Origin of the sequence: Duganella rivi, from assembly GCF_009857435.1 — a bacterium.
Taxonomy (GTDB): Bacteria; Pseudomonadota; Gammaproteobacteria; order Burkholderiales; family Burkholderiaceae_D; genus Rugamonas; species Rugamonas rivi.
This window is the reverse complement of sequence record NZ_WWCK01000007.1, coordinates 1-24320: the sequence shown is the minus strand read 5'-3', so window position 1 is coordinate 24320 and position 24320 is coordinate 1. Positions and strand designations below refer to the sequence as shown.

21 protein-coding genes and 2 rRNA genes are annotated in these 24320 nt (G+C 60.6%); 7 read left to right on the top strand and 16 right to left on the bottom strand.

Annotated elements, in window-relative coordinates:
- From pyrC to GTP45_RS23020, 3 genes are all read right to left on the bottom strand, one after another.
- Positions 1-1053, bottom strand: a complete 1053-nt coding sequence (gene pyrC / locus GTP45_RS23030) for a dihydroorotase (RefSeq protein WP_161016211.1) — start codon at positions 1051-1053, stop codon at positions 1-3.
- Between the two features lie 63 nt (positions 1054-1116).
- Positions 1117-2574: an amidohydrolase family protein gene (locus GTP45_RS23025; RefSeq protein ID WP_161016210.1), complete on the bottom strand. Its 1458-nt coding sequence runs from the start codon at positions 2572-2574 to the stop codon at positions 1117-1119.
- Positions 2574-3299 carry an amino acid ABC transporter ATP-binding protein gene (locus GTP45_RS23020; protein WP_161016209.1) on the bottom strand — a complete coding sequence of 242 codons (726 nt, stop codon included), beginning with the start codon at positions 3297-3299 and terminating at the stop codon, positions 2574-2576. Before GTP45_RS23020 ends, GTP45_RS23025 begins: the two co-directional genes overlap by 1 nt.
- Before the next feature lie 196 nt (positions 3300-3495).
- On the opposite strand from GTP45_RS23020, the gene GTP45_RS23015 reads away from it, so the two are divergent.
- Complete coding sequence (locus GTP45_RS23015) at positions 3496-4740, top strand: dicarboxylate/amino acid:cation symporter (RefSeq protein WP_161016208.1); 1245 nt, start codon at positions 3496-3498, stop codon at positions 4738-4740.
- A gap of 40 nt (positions 4741-4780) precedes the next feature.
- Here the strand turns inward: GTP45_RS23015 and GTP45_RS23010 are convergent, their stop codons facing one another.
- Positions 4781-4960, bottom strand: coding sequence for a hypothetical protein (locus GTP45_RS23010; RefSeq protein WP_161016207.1), 180 nt, complete (start codon positions 4958-4960; stop codon positions 4781-4783).
- Entirely contained in the window at positions 4957-5367 is a 411-nt protein-coding gene (locus GTP45_RS23005) for a hypothetical protein (RefSeq protein WP_161016206.1), read from the bottom strand. Before GTP45_RS23005 ends, GTP45_RS23010 begins: the two co-directional genes overlap by 4 nt.
- Before the next feature lie 187 nt (positions 5368-5554).
- Here GTP45_RS23005 and GTP45_RS23000 point away from each other — a divergent pair, with 187 nt between their 5' ends.
- Positions 5555-5956, top strand: coding sequence for a beta-xylosidase family glycoside hydrolase (locus GTP45_RS23000; RefSeq protein WP_161016205.1), 402 nt, complete (start codon positions 5555-5557; stop codon positions 5954-5956).
- On the opposite strand, the gene GTP45_RS22995 is transcribed toward GTP45_RS23000, so the two are convergent.
- Positions 5953-7374, bottom strand: a complete 1422-nt coding sequence (locus tag GTP45_RS22995) for a M20/M25/M40 family metallo-hydrolase (RefSeq protein ID WP_161016204.1) — start codon at positions 7372-7374, stop codon at positions 5953-5955. The two genes, GTP45_RS23000 and GTP45_RS22995, sit on opposite strands and share 4 nt — an antisense overlap.
- A gap of 16 nt (positions 7375-7390) precedes the next feature.
- A complete protein-coding gene (locus tag GTP45_RS22990) occupies positions 7391-9223 on the bottom strand; it encodes an ABCB family ABC transporter ATP-binding protein/permease (RefSeq protein ID WP_161016203.1) in 1833 nt (610 codons plus the stop codon).
- 61 nt (positions 9224-9284) lie between these two features.
- Here GTP45_RS22990 and GTP45_RS22985 point away from each other — a divergent pair, with 61 nt between their 5' ends.
- The 3 genes from GTP45_RS22985 to GTP45_RS22975 are packed head-to-tail and all read left to right on the top strand — an operon-like array spanning position 9285 to position 11611.
- Positions 9285-9725 carry an acyl-CoA thioesterase gene (locus GTP45_RS22985; RefSeq protein ID WP_161016202.1) on the top strand — a complete coding sequence of 147 codons (441 nt, stop codon included), beginning with the start codon at positions 9285-9287 and terminating at the stop codon, positions 9723-9725.
- 25 nt (positions 9726-9750) lie between these two features.
- Complete coding sequence (locus tag GTP45_RS22980) at positions 9751-11292, top strand: alkaline phosphatase D family protein (protein ID WP_161016201.1); 1542 nt, start codon at positions 9751-9753, stop codon at positions 11290-11292.
- Between the two features lie 43 nt (positions 11293-11335).
- Positions 11336-11611, top strand: a complete 276-nt coding sequence (locus tag GTP45_RS22975; RefSeq protein ID WP_161016200.1) for a hypothetical protein — start codon at positions 11336-11338, stop codon at positions 11609-11611.
- 1 nt (position 11612) lies between these two features.
- Here GTP45_RS22975 and GTP45_RS22970 read toward each other — a convergent pair whose 3' ends face one another.
- From GTP45_RS22970 to GTP45_RS22955, 4 genes are all read right to left on the bottom strand, one after another.
- Positions 11613-13283, bottom strand: coding sequence for a long-chain fatty acid--CoA ligase (locus tag GTP45_RS22970; protein WP_161016199.1), 1671 nt, complete (start codon positions 13281-13283; stop codon positions 11613-11615).
- A 2-nt stretch (positions 13284-13285) separates the two neighbouring features.
- Complete coding sequence (locus tag GTP45_RS22965; protein WP_161016198.1) at positions 13286-14977, bottom strand: long-chain-fatty-acid--CoA ligase; 1692 nt, start codon at positions 14975-14977, stop codon at positions 13286-13288.
- Between the two features lie 168 nt (positions 14978-15145).
- A complete protein-coding gene (locus GTP45_RS22960) occupies positions 15146-16252 on the bottom strand; it encodes an aminopeptidase (RefSeq protein ID WP_229258600.1) in 1107 nt (368 codons plus the stop codon).
- A 30-nt stretch (positions 16253-16282) separates the two neighbouring features.
- Positions 16283-18361 carry a molybdopterin-containing oxidoreductase family protein gene (locus GTP45_RS22955; RefSeq protein ID WP_161016196.1) on the bottom strand — a complete coding sequence of 693 codons (2079 nt, stop codon included), beginning with the start codon at positions 18359-18361 and terminating at the stop codon, positions 16283-16285.
- A gap of 122 nt (positions 18362-18483) precedes the next feature.
- On the opposite strand from GTP45_RS22955, the gene GTP45_RS22950 reads away from it, so the two are divergent.
- Positions 18484-19680: a M20 aminoacylase family protein gene (locus GTP45_RS22950; RefSeq protein ID WP_161016195.1), complete on the top strand. Its 1197-nt coding sequence runs from the start codon at positions 18484-18486 to the stop codon at positions 19678-19680.
- Here GTP45_RS22950 and GTP45_RS22945 read toward each other — a convergent pair.
- The gene (locus GTP45_RS22945; protein ID WP_267876216.1) at positions 19677-20570 is read right to left on the bottom strand and encodes an NAD(P)-dependent oxidoreductase; all 894 of its coding nucleotides are present in this window, start codon (positions 20568-20570) and stop codon (positions 19677-19679) included. The two genes, GTP45_RS22950 and GTP45_RS22945, sit on opposite strands and share 4 nt — an antisense overlap.
- A gap of 93 nt (positions 20571-20663) precedes the next feature.
- Between GTP45_RS22945 and GTP45_RS22940 the strand changes: the two genes are divergently transcribed.
- Positions 20664-21209 carry an acyloxyacyl hydrolase gene (locus GTP45_RS22940; protein WP_161016194.1) on the top strand — a complete coding sequence of 182 codons (546 nt, stop codon included), beginning with the start codon at positions 20664-20666 and terminating at the stop codon, positions 21207-21209.
- Between the two features lie 35 nt (positions 21210-21244).
- On the opposite strand, the gene GTP45_RS22935 is transcribed toward GTP45_RS22940, so the two are convergent.
- From GTP45_RS22935 to GTP45_RS22920, 4 genes are all read right to left on the bottom strand, one after another.
- Positions 21245-22468, bottom strand: a complete 1224-nt coding sequence (locus tag GTP45_RS22935; protein WP_161016193.1) for a L,D-transpeptidase family protein — start codon at positions 22466-22468, stop codon at positions 21245-21247.
- Positions 22468-23886 carry a L,D-transpeptidase Cds6 family protein gene (locus GTP45_RS22930; RefSeq protein ID WP_161016192.1) on the bottom strand — a complete coding sequence of 473 codons (1419 nt, stop codon included), beginning with the start codon at positions 23884-23886 and terminating at the stop codon, positions 22468-22470. The genes GTP45_RS22935 and GTP45_RS22930 overlap by 1 nt, the downstream gene beginning before the upstream one ends.
- 128 nt (positions 23887-24014) lie before the next feature.
- Positions 24015-24127, bottom strand: a 5S ribosomal RNA gene (gene rrf, locus GTP45_RS22925).
- Between the two features lie 113 nt (positions 24128-24240).
- Positions 24241-24320 (bottom strand): 23S ribosomal RNA (locus GTP45_RS22920); the annotation flags it as partial.

Below are 24320 nucleotides of genomic sequence, written 5' to 3'. Positions count from 1 at the left end.
TTACACCATTTTCCAGTTGATGGTTTCGCCGGCGTTGAGAGGGATCACCTGCTGGTCGGCCAGCGGCAGAGCTTCCGGCAGCGTCCATTGTTCGCGCTTGAGCGTGATCTTGCCTTGGTTGACTGGCAGGTTGTAGAAGGCCGGGCCGTTCAGCGATGCGAAGGCTTCCAGCTTATCCAGCGCGCCGGCACGTTCGAAGGCTTCGGCGTACAGCTCCATGGCGTGCAGCGCTGTGTAGCAACCGGCGCAACCGCAAGCGGCTTCCTTGGCGCCCTGCGCGTGCGGCGCGGAGTCGGTGCCGAGGAAGAAGCGCTCGTCGCCGCTGGTCGCTGCGGTCACCAGCGCCAGGCGGTGCTCTTCGCGCTTCAGCACCGGCAGGCAGTAGTAGTGAGGACGGATGCCGCCCTTGAAGATGTCATTGCGGTTGTACAGCAGGTGATGCGCGGTGATGGTCGCGGCGATCGGGCCTTCTGCTTCCGCCACGTATTGCGCGGCGTGCTTGGTGGTGATGTGTTCAAACACGATATTCAGCGCCGGGAAATCGCGGCGCAGTGGGCGCATTACGCGTTCGATGAACACGGCTTCGCGGTCGAACAGATCGATATCTTGATCGGTGACTTCGCCGTGGACGAGGAACGGCATGCCGAGTTCCTGCATCTTCTCCAGCGTCTTGTAGCAGTTGGACAGATCGGTCACGCCGGCGTCCGAGTTGGTGGTGGCGCCGGCCGGGTATAGCTTCACCGCGTGCACAATGCCGCTTTCCTGCGCGCGCACGATCTCGTCCGGCTGGGTATTGTTGGTGAGGTAGAGCGTCATCAACGGCTCGAAGTCCATGCCCTGCGGCAGCGCAGCCAGAATACGTTCGCGGTAAGCGACAGCGGCGGCGGTGGTCGTGACCGGAGGTTTCAAATTCGGCATCACAATCGCGCGGGCGAACTGGCGGGCGCTATGCGGCAGCACGCTGGCCAGCGTCGCGCCATCGCGCAAATGCAGGTGCCAGTCGTCTGGGCGGGTGATGGTGATGCTGGAAGGCGTTTGAACGAGGTCGGACATGGCAGCGGGCTCTCAAAATACGAATAGCCGATATTTTACCCGCTGCCAGTCCTTCAGGCTAAATCAGCCGCCGGACGGGGCCTTGGTCTGCGCGGCCCAAGCCTTGGTATCCGCGAGGATTTTGTCGAGGCGGGCGCGGTCGTAGACAGTGCCGTGGCTGATGACGGTGCGGATTTTGCGCGTGGCGCTGATGTCTTTCAGCGGATTTGCATCCAGCACCAGCACGTCGGCCGACTTGCCCGCTTCCAGCGCGCCGTAGCGATCCAGCTTGCCCAGGAAGCGCGGGCCGTTGATTACGGCCGATTGCAAGGCTTGCGCCGGCGTCAGGCCATAGTTCACGTACAGGCCGATTTCATCGTGCAGCGCCTGCCCCGGGTAGTCGTACGAATTCAGGAAGCCCGCATCCGTACCGGCGATGATGCTCACGCCTTCCTGCTGCAAGATCGGCAACAAGGACGCCGATTTCTCAAACACCGCCTTGCGCTGCGCAATCGCCGCCGCATCATCCTGCGCCGCGCGCTGCACGCGCCAGTCGTAGGTGGCACGCAGGCCTTTGCCGATGTACTGCAAGGCTTCGTCGTGGGCGTGATCGTCCTGATCCAGATACGCCACTACGCGCGACACCGACAACGTCGGCACCACCGCAGTTCCCTTGGACGCCATGTAGCGGAACGATGCACGCGCAGTCGCTTCATCGTAAGTGGCGAGGCTTTGCTTGACGGCTTCTTTGCCGGTCAGCGTGCCGGCCGCCACTTGCGCCGTCAGCTCTTTCTCTTTCGGCGTGGACGCGCGCAGCAGATAGGATTGGTGCTCCACCGTGCCGAGGCCCGCATCAAACATGGTCGCCAAAGTCAGTTGCACCGGGATGTGGCCCGAGGTGCGCATGCCGCGCTCTTTGGCCTGGCGCAGCGCTTCCAGATAAATCTCCGGCTTCAGCGTGTTTTCGGTGATCTTCACGAAGTCCACCTTCTGGCCTTGCAGCTTGTCTAGCGCGCGGCTCACCTCTTCCGGCGTGCCGACTTCAATCGTGCCCTTCCACAGCGGCTTGTAGCCTTCCAGCTTGGCGGCCGAGGTGAAGATGGTCGGGCCTTCCAGCTTGCGCTGGTTGACCTCATCACGCCACTGCAACACGGTATCGGGCAAATCGCCCGAGCAATCGCGAACTGCGGTGATGCCATACGCCAGATACAGTTGCAGCAAGTGCTTGTTCTCATCAATCAGCGCCGGGCCGCCGCCGAAGTGCACATGGGTGTCCCACAGGCCCGGCATCACGTATTTGCCCGGCAGGCTGATGGTCTTCTTGGCCGCGTACTGCGACAGCTGCTTGTCGTCCACCACCGCCAGGATGGTGTCGCCCTTGAGCACCACCGACTTGCCGGTCACCGCTTTGCCGCCGGCGACGTCAATCAGCGTCGCCTTGGTCAACACCAGGTCGGCGGCGATCTTATCCGCTGCATGAGCCGCGCTCAGCAGTCCCAGCGCCAGCATCGCGCCACTCAATTGCTTAATGGAAATATTCATTAGTGAATTATACGAGCTAAAAAGTCGCGCGCGCGTTCCGTTTGCGGGGCATGGAAAAAGTCGTCCTTGCTGCTGTCCTCCAGGATCGCGCCTTGATCCATGAACACCACGCGGTTGGCGACCTTGCGGGCGAAACCCATCTCGTGGGTGACCACCATCATGGTCATGCCCTCCTGGGCGAGGCCGACCATGACGTCCAGCACCTCGTTGATCATTTCCGGGTCGAGCGCCGAGGTGGGCTCGTCAAACAGCATGGCAATCGGATCCATCGCCAGTGCGCGGGCGATGGCCACCCGCTGCTGCTGGCCGCCGGAAAGCTGGCCGGGGAACTTGTCCTGCTGCGCCAGCAAGCCGACCCGGTCGAGATATTGCAAACCGCGCGCGGTCGCCTCCTCCACGCTGCGGCCCAGCACCTTGATCTGGCCCAGCGTCAGGTTGTCGCGCACGGATAAATGGGGAAACAGCTCAAAATTCTGAAACACCATGCCGATACGCGCCCGCAGCGCCGGCAAATCCGTGCCCTTGTCGCCTACCGAGGTGCCATCGACCGTAATTTGCCCTTGCTGGAACGGTTCCAGCCCATTGACGGTCTTAATCAGCGTGGACTTGCCGGAACCGGACGGCCCGCAAATCACCATGACATCGCCTTTTTCTACCCGCGTGCTGCATTCCTTGAGCACTTGGAACTGACCATACCACTTGCTGATATTTTTGATTTCAATCATAAGAAAATAGATTATTTTGCGGCTGGCTGCGCGCTTGACAGCGCCCCTGCCCACAAGGATACTGCGGAACTTGCCAATAGTTTCAGCAGCCGGCGCACCCAAAACCGGCTGTCGCCATCACAAAGAAGACCGCAGCGGCGGCTATCCTGCCCGCTGTGCAGGCTCAGAGAGACACTACCACAGGAACCCCAAAAATATGAACAAACAAAGCCGATTGACCACGTACATCCTGATTGGACTGGTGCTAGGCATCATTACCGGTTACTTCGCCCACGACAATCTGGCCAGTCCAACCGGCTTTGCCGACACCATGGCGCTGATCACCACGCTGTTCCTGCGCCTGATCAAGATGATTATCGCGCCGCTGGTGTTCTCGACGCTGGTATGCGGCATTGCCAAGATGGGCGATGCGACCGCGGTCGGCCGCGTCGGCGTGAAAACGCTGGGCTGGTTCTTCATCGCCTCGGTGATGTCGCTGAGCCTGGGCCTGGTGCTGGTCAACATCTTCCGTCCGGGCGATGCGCTGCTGGGCCACATGGCCGCTACCGCCGCCAAGGCTGACCTGGCCACCTCCAGCCTGACCTTGAAAGACTTCGTCACCCACCTGGTGCCGTCGTCCATCGTCGATGGCATGGCCAAGAACGAAATCCTGCAAATCGTGATCTTCTCGCTGTTCTTCGGTTCGGCTGCGGCGGCGGTTGGCCCTAAAGCCAACGCGCTGATCGAAGCGCTGGACGGTGTCGCGCACGTGATGCTGAAGGTTACCGGCTACGTGATGAAGTTTGCACCGTTTGCCGTGTTTGCTGCGGTTGCCGGCACCATCGCCAAGAGCGGTCTGGGCGTGCTGTCGACCTACGGTGTGTTCATGGCCGAGTTCTACTTCGGCATCGTGCTGCTGTGGGCGCTGCTGATCTTCATCGGCTTCCTGTTCCTGAAAGGCCGCGTGTTCGCGCTGATGAAAGAAATGCGCAGCCCGGCGCTGCTGGCCTTCTCGACTGCATCGAGCGAAGCGGCGTATCCGAAAACCCTGGAAGGTCTGGAGCGTTTCGGCGTGCGCAACCGTATTGCCTCGTTCGTGCTGCCGATCGGCTACTCGTTCAATCTGGATGGCTCGATGATGTACTGCACCTTTGCCACCGTGTTCATCGCGCAGGCGTATGGCATTGAAATGTCGCTGGGCCAGCAGATGACCATGATGGCCGTGCTGATGCTGACTTCGAAAGGCATGGCCGGCGTGCCGCGCGCTTCGCTGGTGGTGATTGCCGCGACGCTGGGCCAGTTCAACATTCCAGAAGCGGGCATGCTGCTGCTGTTGGGCATCGACCACTTCCTCGACATGGCGCGCTCCGCGACCAACGTCATCGGCAACGGCATCGCCACCGCCGTCGTCGCCAAGTGGGAAGGCGAGATGGACCCGCCGAAAACCGCCGAAGCGGCGTAAACGTCAAACCAAAACGCCACCTACACGGTGGCGTTTTTCTTTACTGCTCTCCGGTCAGCTCACGTAACTTCCTCCGCAGCCGCACATTATCAAGAACGGCGGAGACCATCGTCATCATCATAATGACAATGAACGCCTCGCTTCCAAAAAACTTAAAGAATAACCACGCTCCCAACGAGCAGATTATTCCCGTAACCAATAACAGCAATCCATCTTTCATGGTGCCCTCCTGACCTGTTTAATTTTACGCGTCTTTAAAATCTTTGGATGCCGCACTAGAAGTGATGCCAACCAAGGACGATGCAAATGGTTCATTTGTGCCTCACGTAGCACATCTGCGAGGGAAGTCCCTCCCGCCAAATTGCGCCCAGTAGCCACAGCGATACTGCCAATAACAGCCCCCACATAAAAAGAGGCGTTTATCGTACTGAGGACTGCCAACTTTCCGCCTTTAACACCAGTGCTGAGCAATTCTCCGACACTCTTATCTTTCCCGAATCGATCAATCAGTCCCAGAAGCGTCGAAGCAGTTGAAACAGCTGACTGACTCGTGCCAAACAAATTCTCGGGCGTTGGCAAACCCAATCCATCCATGTTCTCTTTGAAGTATTTGTAAAAGTCCGACATAAGTCCTCCAATGTGAAAGGTGTCATCGGAGGGTAGTCTGCAAAATCATGATGCGCTTTGCGGCGGCTCATAGCAAGCAAGCGGGGCTGTTGTGCGGAATCGTTAGTTGGCTTGGTGTTTTTCGCAATTGCGACGGGCGTATGAGTGATGCGCCATCGAGGGATAACGATAACTGGATGGGGACGATATGACTGCTACGCGGCGCGCGGCGTTGAAGACTTTGTTGGCGGGAGCGGCGGTCGCGCCGCAGTTGGCGCTTGCTGCGCCGGAACCGAAATGGGGACGCGGTGTCGGCATCGGCTTCACGCAGACGCACATGAAAACCTTCGCCCACTCGCAAGAGCAAAGCTGGATGAGGGAAAAGATGGATGTCTCCACCGTCCATATCCGCATGAAGAACGACCGCCACATCGTGACGTTCCATTACTCGCTGGACGGGAAGAACTGGATACAGCATTCGTGGCAGCTGGAAGTCTCCGGCTTGCACGACAATGTGTTTGGCGGTTTCCTCAGCCTGCAACCCGGCGTGTACTGTGCGGGTGCAGGCGTGGTGACGCTGCGCGATTTCAAATATCGCGCACTCGTTTAAATCTGCTCGGCGTAGGTCTTCACCAGCTCGTGCAGGAACACGCGGCCTTCCATCAGCGATTGCACGCCGATGTACTCATTCAGGCCGTGGATATTGCCCAAGTCCGGCGTCAGGAAGATGCCGCTGATGCCGTAGGTTGGAATGCCGGCCGCGTTGAGGAACTGGCCGTCGGTAGCGCCGGACTGCAAGATCGGCATCACCGGCACGCCCGGCCACATCTTCGCGGTCAGCTTTTCAACCGGTTCCATGATGGCACGCGTCAGCGGTGGCGGCGCTGAATTCTCGCCGCGGATTTCCAGCGTTTCCACTTTCACGGCAGGGTCGTTAATCGCGCTAACCAGCGCCTGGCGCACGGTTTCCTGCGTCACGCCCGGGAAGATGCGGCAGTTGACGTTGGCGCGTGCACGCTGCGGCAGCGCATTGGTAGCGTGGCCTGCATCGAGCATGGTCGCCACGCAGGTGGTGTGCAGCATGGCGGCCCAGCTGGCGTCTGCATTCGAGACAGTAGCAACCGCCTTGGCGTCGCCCGGATTCTGCACAACCGCCTTCATCGCATCGGCGATTTCCTTGTGGCCCGCTTCCAGCTGGATCTTTGCCATCGCATTCAGATAGCCTTTGCTGCCATCAGTCAGCTGGATCGGGAATTCATAGCCCTGCACTTTCGACAGTGCGCCAGCGAGATGATAGATCGCGTTGTCCTTCATCGGACGCGAACTATGGCCGCCGCGATTCACCACTTCCAAGCGATAGTTCTGCGCCACCTTCTCGCCCGCCTGCACCGTCATCGTGATGCGCTTGCCGGCTGCGTTCAGCTCACCGCCTGCGCCTTCGTTCAGCGCGTAACCAGCATCGATCAGCTCACGGCGATTTTTGGTCAGCCACTCGGCGCCATTGAACGCGCCTGCGGTCTCTTCGCCGCAGGTCAGCGCCATCTTCAGCGTATGGCGTGGCTTGTAGCCTTCTTGTTTAAAACGGATCAGCGAATCGGCCCAGATAGCCGCTTGCGCCTTGTCGTCCACCACGCCGCGCGCGTAGAACTTGCCGTCTTCTTCGATCAGGGTGAACGGATCGCGCGTCCAGTCTTCGCGCTTGGCTTCCACCACGTCGATGTGGGCCAGCAGCAGGATCGCTTTCGCCTTTGGATCACGGCCCGGCAGCACCGCCACCAAGCCGCCTTCTTTCGGATGCGCCGGATCAGCAAACAGGTGCAGATCCGATTCCGGGAAGCCCGCCGTCTTCAAGCGCGCCGCGATGCGTTCAGCGGCCAGCGTGCAGCTGCCCGACGACAGCGTGGTGTTGGTTTCGACCAGCTCTTTGTACAGGGCGCGGAATTGCTGTTCGGTTGGATCGGCAGCGTAAGCACTTTGTACGCATGCCAGCATGGCGGTTACTGCACCCAAAACAAAACGAGACTTCATGGTCGATCCCTTTTAATTAAACTATGTTCACAGTGTCTTCTTCGTCAGCCTTAGCCTGCTGGCGCTCCCACATTTGAGCATAGAGTCCGTCCGCTGCCAATAGCGATTGATGCGTACCTCGTTCAACAATGCGGCCATGATCGAGCACGATAATCTGCTGCGCATCCGCTACCGTGGACAGGCGGTGGGCGATCACCATGGTGGTGCGGGTGCGCGAGATTTCTTTCAACTGCGCCTGGATCGCCTGCTCTGCTTTCGAGTCCAGCGCCGACGTGGCCTCGTCGAAAATCAGAATCGCAGGATTCTTCAACAGCGTGCGTGCAATCGCCACGCGCTGCTTCTCGCCGCCGGAGAGTTTGAGGCCGCGCTCACCGACCATGGTCTGGTAGCCGTCCGGCAGGCTGTCGATGAAATCGTGGATCGATGCGGCGCGCGCAGCCGCCACAATCTCATCGTGCGATGCCCCCGGCTTGCCGTAAGCGATGTTGTATTCAATGGTGTCGTTGAACAGCACCGTATCCTGCGGCACGATGCCGATGGCGTGGCGTACCGAGTCCTGCGTCAGAGAGCGCAGGTCTTGGCCGTCAATGGCGATACCGCCCGCATTCACCTCGTAGAAGCGGAACAGCAAGCGCGATAAGGTGGATTTGCCGGAACCGCTGTGGCCCACCACCGCCGTGGTGGTGCCGGGCGCAATGGTGAAGTCCACGTCGAACAAAATCTGGCGCTTGGGATCGTAGCTAAAGTCTACGTGGTTGAAGCGCACTTGCGCGCCGTGCGTGACCAGCGGCTTCGCATCCGGCGTATCAGCAATTTCCTTGTTCTGATCCAGCAGCGAGAACAGCTTTTCCATGTCGGCCAGGCTTTGCTTGATCTCGCGGTAAATCACGCCGAGGAAGTTCAGCGGAATGTACAGCTGAATCATGAAGGCGTTGACCAGCACCAGATCGCCCAGCGTCATCTTGCCTTCAATGACGCCGACGGTCGCGCGCCACAGAATCAGCGTGACCGCCACCGCGATAATCATCGACTGCCCGGTGTTCAGCAGCGACAAGGAGGTCTGCGATTTCACCGCCGCGCTTTCATAGCGCTGCAAGCCTTCGTCATAGCGCTTGGCTTCGTACTCCTCGTTGCCAAAGTACTTCACCGTTTCGTAGTTGATCAGCGAGTCGATGGCCTTGGTGTTGGCCTTCGAATCCAGGTCATTCATGGTGCGGCGGAAGTGGGTGCGCCAGTTGGTAATCACGATGGTGAAGGTGATGTACGATGCCAGCGCTACAAAGGTAATCACCGAGAACCAGATATCGTAATGCGTGACGAGGTAGCCCAGCACCAGCGTGATCTCCACCAGCGTCGGCAGGATGTTAAACAGCGTGTACGAAATCAGCGAGCCAACGGCGCGCGTACCGCGTTCGATATCGCGCGTCATGCCGCCGGTTTGGCGATTCAAGTGAAAGCGCAGCGACAGCGCGTGCAGGTGGCGGAACACTTGCAGCGCAATGGTGCGCACCGCGCGCTGCGTCACGCGCGCAAACAGGAACTCGCGCAGCTCGGTGAACAGCGTGGTCGATACGCGCAGCACGCCGTAGGCCACCAGCGCACCAAGCGGCAGCACCAGCAGCGCTTGCGGATGCGATGGCGTGATGGTCAGCGAATCGATCAGCTTCTTCATCACCACCGGCACGCCGACGTTGGCCAGCTTGGCGCCGACCAGGCAGCCCAGCGCCAGCAGCACGCGCCATTTATAGACCCACAAGTAGGGAATCAGGGTTTTGATGGTGGCAGTATCGCTGCGGGTAGGAGCGGCTTTGCTGGCGGGGGCTGGCTGGGAATCGGAGTAACGGCGCATGGCGGATCTTGGCTTTTTATGGTTCAATCCCGATAATTGTAGCCCCTGAAGAGAAATCACGATGACCACGCCTCAAATCCCCACCGTCAACACCATCAATCGCGGCCTGCCAGCCGGGAAGATGCCGGAACTGCGCATGATGCCTTCGCCGTCCGATGCCAATGTCTACGGCGATGTATTCGGCGGCTGGATCATGGCGCAGGTGGACATCGCCGGCTCGCTGCCGGCCACGCGCCGCGCCAATGGCCGTGTAGCGACGATTGCGGTGAACTCGTTCGTGTTCAAGAACCCGGTGTTCGTGGGCGACCTGCTGTCGTTCTATGCTGATATTGTCAAGGTTGGCAATACGTCCATTACCGTGCAAGTGGAAGTGTACGCAGAGCGCAATCGCCTGCAAGCCGATACCGTGAAAGTGACCGAGGCCACCCTGACCTACGTCGCCACCGACTCCGACCGCAAGCCGCGCAAAGTGCCGTCGATTGAAACGCTGATCCATTCGTAAGCCACAGCGGCCCGCGCCTCGCCGCATGGACGAACATCGCCGCCTCTTTCTCGCAGCAGCGCTGACCAGCGCCAGCAACATCGTCAGTGCCGCCGGTTCGACTTATCCCTTTAGCTTGGGCGTCGCCAGCGGCTCACCACTGCCGGACGCCGTCATCATCTGGACGCGCATCCTGCACGATCCGCTCAACGCCGCAGCCACGCCGCCGATCGCCTTCAACGTGCGCTGGGAGATGGCGGAGGACGATCGGTTCCGCCGCATCATCGCCAAGGGCTCGGCTGACGCGCCGCCCGAACTCGCCCACAGCGTTCACGTCGACGTCACCGGCCTGCAGCCCGGCCGCTGGTACTGGTATCGCTTCATGCTGGGCGACGCAGTTAGCCCGATTGGCCGCACGCGCACCGCGCCCGCCAGCGCCAGCATGCCGCAGCAACTCAAACTGGCCGTGGCCTCCTGCCAGCACTGGGAATTCGGCACCTACGCGGCCCACCGCCACATCGCGGCCGCAGCGCCCGATCTGGTGGCCTTCCTGGGCGATTACATCTACGAGTGGGGCCCGTACCAGCTGCACCATCCAAAAACCGCACTAAGAACCGCTGAGAGCTTCACGCTGGCCGATTACCGCGCCCGCTACGCCCAGTACAAGACCGACCGCCACCTGCAAGCCGCGCACGAAGCCGCGCCATGGATCGTCACCTGGGACGACCACGAAGTCGCCAACGATTACGCCAACGAACGCGACGAACGCCTCGACCCGCGCTTTCTGCAAAGACGCGCCGCCGCCTACCAAGCCTTCTACGAACACATGCCGCTGCGACTGGCGCCGCGCGACTTCGCCCACCTGCGCATCTACCAGCGCTACGACTGGGGCAAGCTGGCGCGCTTCCACATCCTCGACGACCGCCAATACCGCGCCACCCACGCCTGCCCGCCGCAAGGACGCGGCGGTTCCAGCTCGGTGCTGCTGCGCGAATGCGCCGCCCTGAAAGACCGCAGCCGCAGCATGCTCGGCAAAGAACAAGAACAATGGCTGGCGCAAGGCCTCGCCTCCTCGCAAGCGCGCTGGAACATCCTCGCCCAGCAAACCCTGATGGCGCAAAACAGCCAGCTGCCGATCAAGACAGACGGCGACGGCCGCTTCTGGACTGATGGCTGGGATGGCTACCCGACGGCGCGCCAGCAATTGATGGACACGCTGCACACCAGCCGCGCCAGCAATCCACTCGTCCTCTCCGGCGACGTGCACAGCTTCTTCGCCTGCGAACTCGCGCATAACCCGACGCGGCCGCGCTCTCCCACCAACCAGGTACTGGCAACCGAATTCTGCGGCACCTCGATCACCTCGCCATCGCGCGCGCAATCTCGTACCGAGCAGTATGTATCGATGAACCACGGCATCAAGTATGGCCGCAGTGACAAGCGCGGCTACATGCTGCTGACCATCACACCCAACGACACCACCGCAAATTTTCTTGCACTGGACAACGTGCAAGACAGCGCCAGCGCCATAGTGCGCGCGGCCGGCTTCGTGGTTCGCAACGGACAGCCGGGCCTGAACCGCGCTTGAAACGCGGCGGCCAGGTTCTATACTGGCTGGCAGGGGGTGGCGTATGCTGAAAGTATCGAAGGACGAGATTGCGCACGAGCTTGATCGTTACTTGCATCAAGCACTGTCGCAAACCGTGGTAGTGGAAAAGGCCGACCACGCATCGGTGGTCGTGCTATCGCTAGCCGAATTCGAACGGCTACAGGACGTGGACGCCCAGCACTTTGCCGAGGCCGCCCGCAAGGCGAACGTGGAAGGGTATCTCAATCACGAGCACGAGGTACGCACCCGTTTGGCGTCAGCAATGCGAGCCCGCAGGCTCGCATGCATTCGGAAATAACTTAAGCCGCAGCCTTTTCGTCGCGCAGCTGGCGACGCAGGATTTTGCCGACGTTGGTCTTCGGCAGTTCATCGCGGAACTCGATGTACTTGGGCTTCTTGTAAGCGGTCAGTTCATGCTTGCAGAAGTCCAGCACCTGCTCGGCGGTCAGGTTAGGATCTTTGCGCACGATGAACAGCTTCACGGCTTCGCCCGAGTTCTTATCAGGTACGCCGATGCAAGCCACTTCCAGCACGCCCGGATGGGCCGCCACCACGCCTTCCACTTCGTTCGGATAGACGTTGAAGCCCGACACGATAATCATGTCCTTCTTGCGGTCGACGATGCGGGTGAAGCCCTCTTCGTTCATCACGCCAACGTCACCGGTTTTGAAGAAGCCGTCGCTGGTCATCGACTTGGCGGTTTCATCTGGACGGTTCCAGTAGCCGGCCATCACCTGCGGGCCGCGAATCGCGATTTCGCCGGTCGAACCGAGCGGCAGCTTGTTGCCGTCGTCATCCAGAATCGCTACCTCGGTCGATGGAATCGGCAGGCCGATGGTGCCGGTGAATTCCTTGATATCGAGGCGGTTGACCGTCGCCACCGGCGAAGTCTCGGACAGACCATAGCCCTCGATGATGGCGGTGCCGGTCACTTTCAGCCAGCGCTCGGCCACGCTCTTTTGCACAGCCATGCCGCCGCCGTTGCACAGCTTGTAGGACGAGAAGTCCAGCTTGGCGAAATCAGGATTGTTCAGCAGCGCGTTGTACAGCGTGTTCACCGCAGGCAGCACGGTCACCTTGTACTTCGCCAGCTCTTTCACGAAGCCCGGGATATCGCGCGGGTTAGGAATCAGCAGGCTCAGGCCGCCGGTACGCATGCTCATCAAAGCGCTAATCGTCAGCGAGTAAATGTGATACAGCGGCAGCGCGCCGACAAACACCATCTGCTCGCCGCCGCCTTTCATTTGCAGCCATGCTTCGTTTTGCAGCACGTTGGAGATGATATTACGGTGCAGCAGGATGGCGCCCTTGGACACGCCGGTGGTGCCGCCGGTGTACTGCAGGAAGGCGATATCGTCATGGCCCAGCTTAACCGGTTGCAGCGTCATGCCGGCGCCTTCAGCCAGCACCTTCTTGAACGAAACCGAACCCGGCAGCGAATACGCCGGCACCATCTTCTTCACATTGCGCACCACGAAGTTGACCAGCGCGCCCTTCAGGCCGCCCAGCAGGTCGCCCATGCTGGCAACGATTACGTGCTTGACCGGAGTCTGCGCCAGCACTTGCTGCACGGTGGTGGCAAAGTTTTCCAACACCACGATGGCTTCGGCGCCCGAGTCCACCAGCTGGTGCTGCAGCTCGCGCGGGGTGTACAGCGGGTTGACGTTGACCACCGTGTAGCCGGCGCGCAGCACAGCAGCCATGGCCACCGGATATTGCAGCACGTTCGGCATCATGATGGCCACGCGCGCGCCAGCTTGCAGGCCCTTGCTCTGCAGCCACGCGCCCATTTTTTGCGACAGTTGATCCAGCTCGCCGTAGGTCATGAACTTGTCCATGCACACGAAAGCGTTGCGGTCAGCGTACTTGCGGAAAGCTTCTTCCAGCAAATGGGTGACCGAGCGGTACTGGGTGTTATCAATCTCCGCTGGTACGCCTTCGGGGTACGACTTCAGCCAAATCTTATCCATCTTTATGCAGCCTTTTTCTTATCGCCGGGTGGTTCGTCGCGCAGCATGCGGCGCAGAATTTTCCCGACATTGGTTTTTGGTAGCTCCTCGCGGAACTCAATGTATTTCGGCTTTTTATAGCCGGTAAATTGTTCTTTGCAGTAGGCCATCAGGGCTTCTTGCGTCAGGTTCGGATCCTTGCGGACGACGAAGATCTTGACCGCCTCGCCCGAATGCTCGTCCGGCACGCCGATCGCGGCGCACTCCAGCACGCCTGGGTGCGCGGCAATCACGCCTTCCAGTTCGTTCGGGTAGACGTTGAAGCCGGACACCAGGATCATGTCCTTCTTGCGATCCACGATCTTCACGTAACCATTGGCATCCATCACGCCGACGTCGCCCGATTTGAAGTAGCCGTCGGCGGTCATCACCTTGGCCGTTTCGTCCGGGCGGTTCCAATAGCCGGCCATCACCTGCGGGCCGCGAATCGCGATCTCGCCGGCCACGCCCAGCGCCACTTCGTTGCCATCGTCATCGAGGATGGCGATATCGGTCGATGGCACCGGCAAGCCGATGGTGGCGGTAAATGCCTTGCTGTCGGCACGGTTACAGGTGGCCACAGGCGAAGTCTCGGACAAGCCATAGCCTTCGATGATGGACACGCCGGTCACCGCCAGCCAGCGGTCGTTGACGGCCTGCTGCACCGCCATGCCGCCGCCGTTGCAAATCTTCAGCGCCGAGAAGTCCAGCTTCGCAAAGTCCGGGTGGTTCAGCAGCGCGTTATACAGCGTGTTCACCGCCGGCAGCATGTTGAACTTGTACTTCGCCAGTTCCTTGATGAAGCCGCCGATGTCGCGCGGATTCGGAATCAAGATATTCAGCGCGCCCACGCGGGTGCCCCACATGGCGCAAGCCGTCAGCGCAAAGATGTGGTACAGCGGCAGCGCACACACAATGGTGACCTGCTCATCCGAACCGCCCAGCGCCGGTTGCGACCATGCCTCGCTTTGCAGCAAGTTGGCCACGATATTCTGGTGCGTCAGCGTCGCGCCTTTCGACACGCCGGTGGTGCCGCCCGTGTACTGCAAGAACGCCGGATCGTTGTACTGGCGTTCGACCGGCGTCAGCTTCATGCCGCCGCCCTGCGACAGCGCATCCTTGAAGCGCACCGCGTTAGGCAGCGAAAACGCCGGCACCATTTTCTTCACGCTGCGCACCACGAAGTTCACCAGCATGCCCTTCAGGCCGCCGAGCATCTCGCCCATGCTGGCCACCACGATATGCTTGACCTGCGTCTTGCCCAGCACCTGTTCCAGGGTGGTGGCAAAGTTTTCGAGGATGATGATGGCCTCGGCGCCCGAGTCGTTGAGCTGGTGCTCCAGCTCGCGCGGCGTGTACAGCGGGTTGACGTTGACCACCGTGTAGCCGGCGCGCAGGATCGCCGCAATCGCGATCGGGTACTGCAGCACGTTCGGCATCATGATGGCCACGCGCGCGCCCGGCTTCAGGCCGCGGCTCTGCAGCCAGGCACCGAGACGCTTGGAATACGCGTCGACTTCGGCATAGGTGAGGAACTTGTCCATGCAGACATACGCGTTGCGGCTCGCATACTTCTGGAACGACTCTTCCAGCAATTGAACCAGCGAACGGTACTGACTTGTATCGACCTCGGTCTGCATGCCCGGTGGATACGATTTCAACCAGATTTTCTCCATCCTGTGCCTCTTGTCTCGAATATTATTTATCGTTGTAAGGCCGGCGCACAGAGCCGGTCAGGGAGCTTGCTGATGATGCGATGCTATCGGGCAGCACGCCCGTACGCAAGCGCATTTAACCATAATTAGAACGGAGGTTCTAACGGCTTTTTATGCTGCAACGCCGCATCAATGCACGCCTTCGCCGCTTGGTAGCGCTTCCTTGCCCCCTTCGGCGTTGAGCATTGGCGGGCGGCCCAAGAGATCCAACTGCTGTCGGCGTTGGCCTGCATCAAGAGTTGCTATTTGTTGCACCGCACCATAAAAACGCACGAACGTTCGTTCCTGCTTGAGCAAGGCGCGGAAGGCGGGCAGATAATCGTGGTAAGTTCCCACCGCGCTGAGGTGGGCGTTGGTCAGCGGCTCGGCAAACCAGCGGTCGTAACCGGCATAGCCGCCCCAACTTTCCTTGAGCTTGGCGTAGTCGGATTTCAGGTGGGCGAAGATGCGGGCTTTCTCGGCGCGCTTGTGGCGGGTGCTGGTCTTGCCCGCGTACAGGTCGGCCAGCATTTTGCGGTGCCGCACCAACAGCGCTAAAAAGTCCTGGCGCCGGCTGTTGTAGCGGGTGTAAGCCTCGCGCATCGGATCGGTGCCGTACAGCTCCAGCCAGCGCGCCACGCCGGCTTCTTCCACCGCCGTGGCGAAGCCCTCGTTGAATTGCGAATCGCCCTGCACGTAGGCCACCTGGTGCGCCAATTCGTGGAACACCATGCGCGCCAGTTCGGCGTCCGAGTAGTTGATGAAGGTCGATAGCAGCGGATCGCTGAACCAGCCCAGCGTGGAATACGCCGGCACACCGCCCACCTGCACGTCGTTGCGCTCCTGGCGCAGTTCATCGGCATAGGCCATGGCGTCTTCCTTGCTGTAGTAGCCGCGATAACTGACGCAGCCCGCAATCGGGAAGCACCACTGGATAGGCCGCAGCGACAGCTCCGGCGTCGCCACCACGTTCCACAGCACGAAGGGCCGCGACAGGGCCGCGTAGTTTTTGTAGCTTGCGTTATCGGGCAGGCTCAATTCCTTGACCGCGAATTTACGGATCAGCAGCGCCTTTTCGAGGCGCGCCTTGAGCTGGGGATCGGTGGTGGGATCGCCCAGCCAGTCTTCAATCGGACGCGCGTCCGACCACAGCGAATACTGGCCTTGGGCAGCCTGCATGTAGTACTTGAATTGCGCGCAACCGGCCAGCATCGCCGCCGCGCACGCCGGCGCCAGCCAGAATCTGGCGCGGAGCATTTGGCGTGCAATTTTGCGCATACATCACCTTCAAGATGCGAGCCTCTCGACCTGTACCAGTGTATCGTAAAACGTCGGCGCGCGGCCCATATCGGTCAACTGTTGGCTGGTAACCTCATTGGCATTTTTGCCATCGGAGGCTAGCTTTTTCCACCACACTGACAAGCCGACAACCAATCCGGCACGCGCCTTGTCCGTCACGCGCGCCTTGGCCACAAAGGAGCCGCGGTCGTTGAAGATGCGAACCATGTCGCCGTTGGCGATGCTGCGCGATGCGCTGTCGTCCGGGTGGATGTCCAGGTGCGGCTCGCCCTCCGCCGAACGCAGGCTCTTGACGTTGACGAAGGTGGAGTTGAGGAAGTTGCGCGCCGGCGGAGAAATCATCGCCAGCGGGTAGCGCGCCGCCAGTTCAGGATTGCTGGCCGCCGATTCGTATGGCGGTATGTAGGACGGCAGCGGATCGAGTCCGTCCTTCTCCATTTGCGCGGAATAGAACTCGCACTTGCCGGACGGCGTAGGGAAGCCGCCTTGCGCGAACGGCGCATCCGGCATATTCAATTTCTGCCAGCCCTTTTGCTTCAAGGCGTCCCAGTCGAAGCCAATCGCGCGAACATCTTGCGCGTTGAAGGCTTGCGCCGCCAGTTCGTCGTCGCTCTCCTTGAAGCAGTCGTCGTCGAAGCCCATCTTGGCTGCCAGCAGGCGGAAGATTTCAGTATTGGCCTTGGCCTCGCCCATCGGCGCGATGGCGGCGTTATTCGCCATCATGTACAGGTGGCCGTAAGACGTGTGGGCGTCGATGTGCTCCAGCTGCGTGGTGGCCGGCAGTACGATGTCGGCGTAATCGGCGGTGTCGGTCTGGAAGTGCTCCAGCACCACCGTGAACAAGTCCTCGCGCAGGAAGCCGCGCATCACCTTGTCCGAATCCGGCGCAATCGCCAGCGGGTTGGAGTTGTAGACAATGACCGCTTCCACTGCCGGCCCAAACGAAGGCGAGGCAGGCCGCAGCAGGTCATCGCCGATAGTGGTCATGTTGATGGTGCGCGGGATTTTCTTCAACAAATCCGTGCGTTGCAGCTTGGGTTTGTTGGTCGGGAACGAGCCGCTGGACGACAGCTGCACGCCGCCGGCCGGATGACGCCACGCGCCCACCAGCGCCGGCAAGCACGCGATATTCCGCACCGCCATGCCGCCGCCGCGCACGCGCTGCACGCCGTAGTTGGTGCGGATCGCCACCGGCTCGCCGGCCTTCGCCATGCCGCCGTACAGGCGCGCCAGATCGACCACTTCATCGACCGTGATGCCGCAGGTTTCGGCCGTGCGCTCCGGCGTCCACTCGGCGGCGCGCTGCTTCAGCTGTTCAAAGCCCAGCGTGTATTGCGCGATGTAGTCGTGATCGAGCAGGTCTTCCTTGATCAGCACATGCATCAGTCCCAAAGCCAGCGCGGCGTCGGTGCCCGGCAGCAGCGCGATGTGCTGGTGGCACTTCTCCGCCGTCAGCGAGCGATACGGATCGATGGCAATCAGCTTGGCGCCATTGCGCTTGGCTTCCTGCGCGCGCGTCCAGAAGTGCAGATTCGATGCGATCGGATTACCGCCCCAGATAATCAGCAGCTTGGCGTTCTGGAACTGCTCCATGTCGGTGCCGATGGAGCCGCCGATGGTGTACTTGTAGCCGGTGAAGCCGGCCGTCGCGCAAATGGTGCGATCCAGCAGGGAGGCTCCAATCTTGTTGAAGAAGCGCGATGACATCGACTCGCCCTGGATCAAGCCCATGGTGCCGCAATAGCTGTACGGCAGGATCGCCTCCGGCGCGCGCTCGGCGATCGGCTTCAGTTTGGCTGCGATGGTGTCCAGCGCCTCTTCCCAGCTAATGCGCTCGAACTTGCCCTCGCCCTTTTTGCCGACGCGCTTCAGCGGGTACAGCAAGCGCTCTTCGTGGTAGGTGCGCTCGGTATAGCGCGCTACCTTGGTGCACAGCACACCGGCCGTGGTAGGGTGATCGGGGTCGCCTTTGACCGCGGTGGCAACGCCGTCTTCCACCGTCACCAGCAGCGCGCAGGTGTCGGGGCAGTCGAGCGGGCAGGCTGCGCGGACTTGTGTGGTTGTCATGTCAGAATCCAAAAAGCAATGGCTCAAAGCAGTATCGTAAACCATTGCGCGCGGACTGGCTTAACTCGTCTGACAAGGGCTACAATTAGGAAAGTGGAAATAGTGGAAAGTGGAGAAGTAGCATGAAACTGGTAGATCCCATCATTGCATTTCAATCCGAACTGCAGCAGATCCGGCGCGACCTGCACGCCCACCCTGAACTTTGCTACGAAGAACAACGCACCTCCGACGTGGTGGCGGCCAAGCTGACCGAATGGGGCATTCCCGTGATTCGCGGCCTCGGCATCACTGGCGTGGTCGGCATCATCAAGAACGGCACGTCGTCGCGCTCGATCGGCCTGCGCGCCGATATGGACGCGCTGCCGATGCAGGAAGTGAACACCTTCGCCCACGCCTCGGTGCACCCCGGCAAAATGCACGCCTGCGGCCACGACGGCCACACCGCCATGCTGCTGGGTGCGGCCAAGCACTTGTCCGAGCATCGCAACTTTGACGGCACCGTCTACCTCGTGTTCCAGCCGGCCGAAGAAGGCGGCGCCGGCGCCAAGCGCATGATCGAGGACGGCCTGTTCGAGCATTGCCCGATGGACGCCATCTACGGCATGCACAACTGGCCCGGCATTCCATCCGGTCACATGAGCGTGACCGAAGGTGCGCTGATGGCCTCCAGTAACGAGTTCTACCTCACCGTTAAAGGCAAAGGCGGCCATGCAGCCCAGCCGCACAAGTGCATCGACCCGGTAATGGCGGCGGTGCAAATTGCGCAGAGCTGGCAGACCATCGTCAGCCGCCGTACCAATCCTATCGATACCGCCGTGCTGTCGCTGACGCAATTCCACGCCGGCACTGCCACCAACGTCATTCCCGATGAAGCCAAGCTGTCCGGCACCGTGCGCACCCTGTCGTGGGACGTGCTGGATATGATTGAAAAACAAATGGAAGTGGTGGCTGTGAATACGGCTGCGGCATTTGGCGCGGAAGTGGAATTCAAATTCCGCCGCAACTACCCGCCGCTGATCAATCATCCTGAAGCGACGCGCTTTGCGGTGGAGGTGATGAAGTCCGTGATCGGCGCCGACAAGGTGGACGACAAAGTGGAGCCCTCGATGGCGGCGGAAGACTTCGCCTACTTCCTGCAAGCCAAGCCGGGCTGCTACATCTTCATCGGCAACGGCGAGGGCGACCATCGCGAAGGCGGTCACGGCCTCGGCCCGTGCGTGCTGCACAACGGCAGCTACGACTTCAACGACAACCTGCTGCCGGTCGGCGCCAGCTTCTGGGTGAAGCTGGTGGAGGCCAGCTTGCCGGCCGCCGCTTAAATTTGATCCGGGGCCGTGCCCACGCGCTGGCCCGGATTCAGCTGCTCCAGACCGATCAGCGCGGCCGAGTGATCGGCTTGCGGTATGGTTTTGGACAGCGTCATGTAGCGCGCCGTTACCAACTCCGTCAGCGGCAGCACGATGCCGGCCGCTTCCGCCGCCGCCAGGATATTGCGCTGATCCTTGAGCTGCGTGGTCACCTTGCCGCCGGCGACGAAATTCCGCTCCAGCATGCGCTGGCCGTGCACCTCCAAAATCTTCGACTCGGCAAAGCCGCCGCGTATCGCTGCGCGCATCGCTGCCGGATCGGCACCGGCCGCCTGCGCCAGCAACATGGCTTCCGCGACAATGTTGATGGTTGCACCAACGATGAGCTGATTGCACAGCTTGGCCACCTGCCCGCTACCGGCCGGGCCGACCAGCGTGGCGCGGCCCATGGCCGACAGCACCGGTTCGGCCTCGGCAAAATCTTCGGCCGCGCCGCCGGCCATAATCGCCAGCGCGCCGGCCGCAGCGCCACCGACGCCGCCTGACACCGGCGCATCGATAAAACGCCGTCCTTGCGCGCTCAGCAGCGCGTGGAAGGCCTGCGCCTCGGCCTGCTGGGTCGAGCTCATGTCGATCCACAGCGCCTTGCTCGCCAGCGCCGGCAAGGCCGCTTGCAGCACCAGCTGCACCGTCGGCCCGGCCTCCAGCATCGAGATCACGATCTGCGCATCGCGCACCGCCTCGCCCAAGTCCGCCACCGGTTGCGCGCCTGCCTCAGCCAGCGCTTGCGCCTTTGCATGCGTGCGGTTCCATGCTGTAACCTTGTGGCCAGCCGCCAGCAGGCGGCGCACCATCGGCTCCCCCATCAAGCCGATGCCAAGAAAAGCAATTTGCGTCGACAATTCCGCTCCCTGAATTATTTTCCGAACCCCGGTACAATCACGGGTTAGCCGTATAACAATCGAGAAATACTGCACTCACATTGCAAGGATACTATGTTCAACAAAAAAATGATCGCGGTTGCTGCCGCACTGGTCGCCGCTCAAAGCGCGTTTGCCGATGACAAACTGGTCGACTCCGTGTCGATCGACGTAGGTGCCGGCGAGCACGTACAAATGGTGCGTTTCAACGCCGCCAAAGACTGGGACAATAAATGGTTCCAATCGAACGGCACCCACCTGGGCGGCTACTGGGAACTGAGCACCGGCATCTGGCAAGAAAACCGTGCCAAGAATGTGGTCGGCGCGGAAGCAAAACTGTGGGATATCGGTTTCACCCCAGTGTTCCGCTTCCAGAATGACAACAAGAAGGGCATGTACTACGAAGGCGGCATCGGCGTGCACATGTTCTCCAAGCTGTACAACAACAGCGACAACCGCCTGTCGACGCACTTCCAGTTCGGCGACCACATCGCTGCCGGTTACGTGTTCGACAACAACTGGGAAGTGGGTGTGAAGCTGCAACACTTCTCGAACGGCGGCTACAAGAAGCCGAACTCGGGTGTGAACTTCGTCGAACTCAAAGCGGCGTACCACTTCTAAGTGTAGAAAATCAAAAGCCCCTTACGGGGCTTTTTTTATGACACATTGGATTCGGCGACAATCTTCCAGTTCTTGCCTTCCTTGGCCCAGTACTGCTTCTTGCGCACCGCGTGACGGAACTTGCCGATCACAATTTGCTGCGTGAAGTTGCTGACGATGACCTCTTCCTGGCTAGGCTGACGGAAGTAGCTCGGATCGGTAACGGTCACGGTAATTTTCTTCGCGCCCGGCAGGTAGCGGTTCTTGTCCAGCCAAGCATTGATATCCTCGTCCGCTGCCGATTTAAAGCGCGCCGAATACAGCGCCTTCAAGCTCGCGTCGTCACGATTCTCCACATCGCGCCGCCATGTCTCCACCAGCGAAGCGGCTTGGCGCAGATCCTTGTCCAGCTGCTCCTTGCTGACGAACTCCACCTGGTCGCCAATCAGAATCGGCGTCTTGCCAATTTCCACAGTGCGAGTCAGGAAATTCAAATCGTCATTGCTGACCACCACGCAGCCATCGGTCGACAGCGGCGGACGGCTGAAGGTCTCCGGCGGCGTGCCGTGCACCCAGATGCCCGAGCCGCTGCGGCCGTTCACCTTGTCCCAGTCATTCGGATAATCGAGCGGCAGCGCGCCCTTGCCGTACATATCGGGCAGCTTCACGCCGGGCAGGCGGCCGATCAGGTAATACACGCCCACCGGCGTGCGCATATCGCCTTCCTTGAGCTTGTTGATGCCCAGCTTGCCTTGGCTCACGTAAAAGTCTTGCAGCAGTCGTACGCCGTCGTTGCGGTTCTCGTACAGGTAGAGGCGGGAATGCTTGGCATCGACGATCAGCGCGTGCTTTTGATCCTTGCGCATTTGCAGCAGCGCGCGCGGCAGCAGCGCCGGCCCCGGACGCTCGGCCTGCAAGCGCACGGCAGCTTCGCGGCGCAGATCGGCCAGCTTGGCTTCCGAGCCGGGCGGCACGGCGGCGCCAAGTATGCCAACGGCGCGGGTATGCATCAACAGGATATCGCCACGGATCAGATGGCCAAGACGGAAGTTAGGATAAGCCTCGACCAGCGCATCGGCTTTCTGCTGCGCCGAGTTCAGGTCATGCGTTGCCAGATCCTTGTAGATGTCGTTGAGCAGCTCTTCAGGATTAGCTTTACGGGCGGCAGCCGCCCGCACCGGCTTTTTTGCGGCGTAACTGAACTCCCCTCCCACCAGGCTGAGGAGAACCACGGCGAGCACACTGCCCGCGCGCCATTTACGCAAAAATGAGTGTGACATCAGTTACCCGAGACTTCCTGCTTGATCTGCCATTTTCCACCATTTTTGACCATGATGAGCGTCTTGCGGCTGCGCGCCGTCAAGCGATCGGATTCGTAGGTCTGGCGGAAGGTGACCTTGGCGGTGTTGCCGTCCACTTTCACCTCGGGCGAAGCGACTTCCACGCGGATGCGGCCCTTGCCCTCGATGCGGGCGCGGCGCTCGTCGGCCCACGCTTTGCGCGTCACGCCCTTTGGCGGTTCGAACTGCTGGCTATAGTAGCCCAGGTAGGAATCGACGTTTTGCGCAGCCCATGCCTTGGCCCAGCCATTCACCTGCGCCATCACCGCATCGCGCTCGGAGTTATCCGGTTTGGCGGCGACTTTTTCCGGCTCAGGCTTGGCAGGTTTCGGCGGTTCGGCTTTGACCGGTGCAGGTGCAGGCGCAGGTGCCGGCGTTGGCGCTGCGGCGATTTTGACCGGTGCGGGAGCCGGGGCCGGCGCTGGTGCCGGAGTTGGCACAGGCGCTGCGGCCACTTTTACCGGGGCCGGCGTCGGCACAGGCGCTACTTTGGCTGGCGCTGGCGCCGGAATTGGAGCAGGTGCAGGCACTGGCGCCGCAGCGACCTTGATCGGCGCAGGCGTTGGCACTGGTGCAGGCACAGGTTTCGCTGCCACCGGCGCCGGCGCTGGAATCGCTCCCACTGCCGTCGCAACTTTAGGCGCGTTGGCCGGCGGTGGCGATACCGACAATGCCGGAATCCGTTGTGGTGCATTGGCCTGCGCAGCATTTTGCGGCGGCAACTGCGAAATCAAAGGCGGCTGCGCGCCGGCAGCGGGACGCGCCGGCACAACAGCAGGGGCAGGGGCAGGCGCAGGAGCCGGGGCTTGTGCAACTGCCGTCTCCACGCCAACGATCTTGCCGCCTGTGCTGGTCGAGAAGGTGCGCAGCATGGTCAGCTTCGACTTAGCCGGCACCGCCGTCGTCGAACCCAGCGCCAAGGCCTTGTCGTAAGCCTGACTGGCCATCTTGCCGTAAATATCGCCCAGATTTTCGTAGGCAGTCTGATAGCTCGGATTGGTGCGGATCGCCTTTTCCAGCGCCACGCGCGCCTTATCGTACTGGCCGTTGGCCGCATACAGCACGGCCAGGTTGTTGTACGGCTCCGGCAGATCCTTGTAATCCTCGGTGAGCTTGGTGAAGACGGCGATTGCCTCTTCCGACTTATTCTGTTCCGTCAGCAGCACGCCTTTCATGAACCGCATTTGCGGATCGCTCGGGTGTTTGCTCAGGTATTCATTAGTCTTGTTGAGTGCCTCGACCACCTTACCGGCCTTGGCCAGTTTGCTGACATCGGCGTAATCATCGGCGCGGGCAGGAGCCCAGGCCGACAGGGCCAATGCGCAATACAGCATTGTTTGGGCTGTCTTATTTTTCATTGAGGTTTGAAGCAGACGCGAAAGGCCACATGGTACACCTTTCATTTCCGCATATCAAAACTCCGCGTAATCTCGTTGCGCCAAAGCAAAAAGGCCCGCTCAATGAGCGGGCCTTTTTTTAATAACTAGCTTGACGATAACCTACTTTCACACTGGTTGCAGCACTATCATCGGCGTAGAGTCGTTTCACGGTCCTGTTCGGGATGGGAAGGGGTGGGACCGACTTACTATAGTCATCAAGCTTTGACTTGTATGCTGCGCAGCTCCTTATTGGGCTACGCAGCGAATCTGGGAGAAGTAAAGTTTGGGGGTATTAACTCATCAAGAGTAAATGCGTATAACCGTCAAGGTTATAGGGACAAGCCGTACGGGCAATTAGTATCAGTTAGCTTAATGCATTACTGCACTTCCACACCTGACCTATCAACGTCCTG